The sequence below is a fragment of the Micromonospora coerulea genome, assembly GCF_016598485.1.
Classification (GTDB): Bacteria; Actinomycetota; Actinomycetes; order Mycobacteriales; family Micromonosporaceae; genus Micromonospora; species Micromonospora coerulea.
Window position 1 is genome coordinate 1 of the sequence record NZ_JAEMUW010000073.1, and the last position, 2872, is coordinate 2872.

General features: G+C 70.4%; 3 protein-coding genes. 2 read left to right on the forward strand and 1 reads right to left on the reverse strand.

Annotation, left to right across the window (positions count from 1 at the left end; translation table 11 throughout):
- Positions 1–333 precede the first annotated feature (333 nt).
- Positions 334–447, reverse strand: a complete 114-nt coding sequence (locus I8N68_RS34580; RefSeq protein WP_504739829.1) for a hypothetical protein — start codon at positions 445–447, stop codon at positions 334–336.
- 296 nt (positions 448–743) lie between these two features.
- On the opposite strand from I8N68_RS34580, the gene I8N68_RS32245 reads away from it, so the two are divergent.
- On the forward strand, positions 744–1121 hold the full coding sequence (locus I8N68_RS32245; protein ID WP_234040997.1) for a hypothetical protein: 378 nt from the start codon (positions 744–746) through the stop codon (positions 1119–1121).
- A gap of 2 nt (positions 1122–1123) precedes the next feature.
- On the forward strand, positions 1124–2236 hold the full coding sequence (locus I8N68_RS33795; RefSeq protein WP_200216885.1) for an SRPBCC family protein: 1113 nt from the start codon (positions 1124–1126) through the stop codon (positions 2234–2236).
- Positions 2237–2872: the final 636 nt, after the last annotated feature.

Genomic DNA, 2872 nt, shown 5'->3' on the forward strand with positions numbered 1-2872 from the left:
AAGGAGCCATCCCGCCTGCCACCGACCCGGGCAAGCCGAGCAGACCACCGCCCGACCCGCCAGCGCCCGTACGAGCCGTCAAGGTCCGCCTGACGTGGCGGGCCGGGCGGCGGCCCGCTCCCCAGGAGGGCGGGTCGATGGCACACGGGATGGCGAGCGCTGGCCGTGCAGCCACCGGTACAGATCGAGAGTCCTCCGGCGCAGTCCAGGACGGTGATTGATCCACTCTGCCAGGTACGAGCCGAGGGCGACTCGACCGAGGTCAGGGTCACGCCAGGACCCTTTGAGGATGTCCGCCTCAACGGCGGCAACCCAACGCTCAGCGTCGGTCTTTCAAATGAAGGTGTGTGGTGCCGGCCGGTCGACGCCGTCCGGGCCGGGGTAGCGGGCCTGATACCGGCCGGAGGGCAGCTTGCGGATCCGGCCGAAGTGGCGCTTGCTAGCCATAGACGTGGCTTCTGCACCACGGTGCTGTCTGGTGCAAGGGCCCTTACCAATGCCGCAGCCCGATCCGATGCGCGCCCAGGCCGTCGTCAGGGTCGCCGCAGCCCAGCGTACGGGTTGGCGTTGGCCGGTTTTGTCGGTTCGGTGTCGTTTTGCGGGTAGAAAGACGGGTACTCGCTGGTTCCACCAATGGCGGACGCCCGGTGTCGCAGGACCTGTTCCGCCGATCCCCGGCGGCCGGCTGTGGTCGGTCCCAGGTGACCGGCGTCCGGTGTGCGCCGGGGGAGCGAGGAGAGGTGATGAAGAGCGGAACACGGGTCGCACTGGCGGTGGGCTTCGGCTATCTCCTGGGGCGCCGCAAGAAGCTGAAGACGGCCCTGACGCTGGCTGCGGCGGTAGCGGTCGGGCGGGCCACCCAGCAGCCGGGCGGGTTGAAGAAGCTCGGCACGGATCTATTCGGCGCCAACCCGCAGCTGGGCAACCTCGGCAAGCTGGGCCAGCCGCTGGCGACCGCGGGCAAGGCCGCGGCGACCGCCGCCGCGGGCAGCGGCATCGACGTGCTCAGCGGCAAGCTGCGCGGCAGCGCGGACGCGCTGCGCCGCCAGGCCAGCGGCCAGGCCGCGCAGGGCCAGCAGGGTGGCCAGGGGTCCAGCGACGGTGAACGTGGGGGTCAGTGACGATGGCTATCGGCAACCTCGTGCACAAGGCACGCGAGCAAGTCGGCGGCGAGGTGCGCAACCTCGCCTCCGCAGTCGGGGAGCGGGCCACCCACGTGCTGACCGAGAAGATCACCGGCACAACCGGCCGGCTCAGCGAGTACGCGAAGCAGGGCGGCGGCTCCGGCCTGGTCGCCGCCGTCACCGGTAGAAAGAAGCGCGCCGAGGGCCAGTCCCGGGTGAAGGCCATGTTCCAGACCCGTCTGGCCGGCGGTAAGGAGAAGCTGATGGCGGCGTTGCCGGGTGGCGGCGGCAACGGTGGCAAGGGCGGCGGCAAGAAGCTCAAGGTCACCAACATCGTCGAGACGATCGAGGTCGGCGTGCCGGTCCGGGTCGCGTACAACCAGTGGACCCAGTTCGGCGACTTCCCCAGCTTCATGAAGAAGGTCGAGCAGGCCGACTGCGAGTCCGACGAGAAGATGACCTGGAAGGCGCAGGTCTTCTGGTCGCACCGCAGCTGGGAGTCGACCATCGTCCGGCAGATCCCGGACCGGCTCATCCATTGGCGTTCCAAGGGTGAGAAGGGCTCCGTCGACGGGACGGTCAGCTTCCACGAGGTCGGCCCCGAGCTGACGAAGATCCTGGTCGTGCTGGAGTACCACCCGCAGGGCCTGTTCGAGCACACCGGCAACCTGTGGCGGGCCCAGGGCCGGCGGGTGCGGCTGGAGCTCAAGCACTTCGTCCGGCACGTGATGACCGTGACCGTTCTCGACCCGGACTCGGTGGAGGGCTGGCGCGGCGAGATCGAGGACTCCCAGGTGGTCAAGGACCACGAGACCGCGCTGCGCGAGGAGCAGGAGGCCCGCGAGCAGCAGGAGCAGGAGGCCCGCACCCGGCAGGAGCAGCGGGGCCGCGGCCGGGAGGCCGAGGAGGAGCGCGAGGAGAGACCGGAGGAGGAACAGCCCCCGCCGCGCCGTCGCGAGCCCGAGTGGGCGGGCCATCCGGACCGCGAGCCCCGGGAGCCCCGGGAGCCGCGCGAGGAACGCGAGGAGCGGCCACGTCCCCGTCCGGCCCGGCGCCCGGAACCGCCGCGACGGCCGGTAATGCGCCGCCGGCGCGAGGAGCGGGAAGAGTGACTGTCGCCATCACCTCGGGCGGCAGGCAGATCGACAAGTGTCGGGCTGAATAAGGGCAGCGTCCGCTCCTCCGTGCATGACAGCAGCGGGTGCCGGACGCTACGCCGGCCAGTCAGCTCGCCGGCGGTCAGTCAGGCAGCAAGAAAGCAGCGAGCGCGTCGCCAGTCACAGGATCGGTTGTCCGCCGCTGACCGCGCGCGGGCGCCGGAGGCGTAGCCGACTTCCGGTGAGCATGACGTAGCTCCAAGCGAGTTCGGCGGGTTGCCCGGGGGCGGCCTGGGAGACCCTTGGCTGGGCTGTGGATGGATCAGTGGGTCCAGATCGGCCCGGGTGCGACAACGCTGTTGGCGCGAATGCCCAGCTGGTGAGCACTTGGGTCAAGCTGCCGGCAGATATCGGCGATGCCGGCCTTGGTGATGTCGTGTGTCAGCAGCTTGGCGACAGTGCGCGTGCCCCGGACCGATTCGGGTAACCGCCGCCGGTCCAGGCCCGTGCGACGTCGGGCCAGCCGAGCCGGGAGCAGGAGCATGAGCCAGAGCGGGGAAGGCCAGCAGCAGAGCCAGCAGGGTCAGCAGAACCAGAGCCAGCAGGGTCAGCAGAACCAGAGCCAGCAGGGCCAGCAGGGCCAGCAGGGCC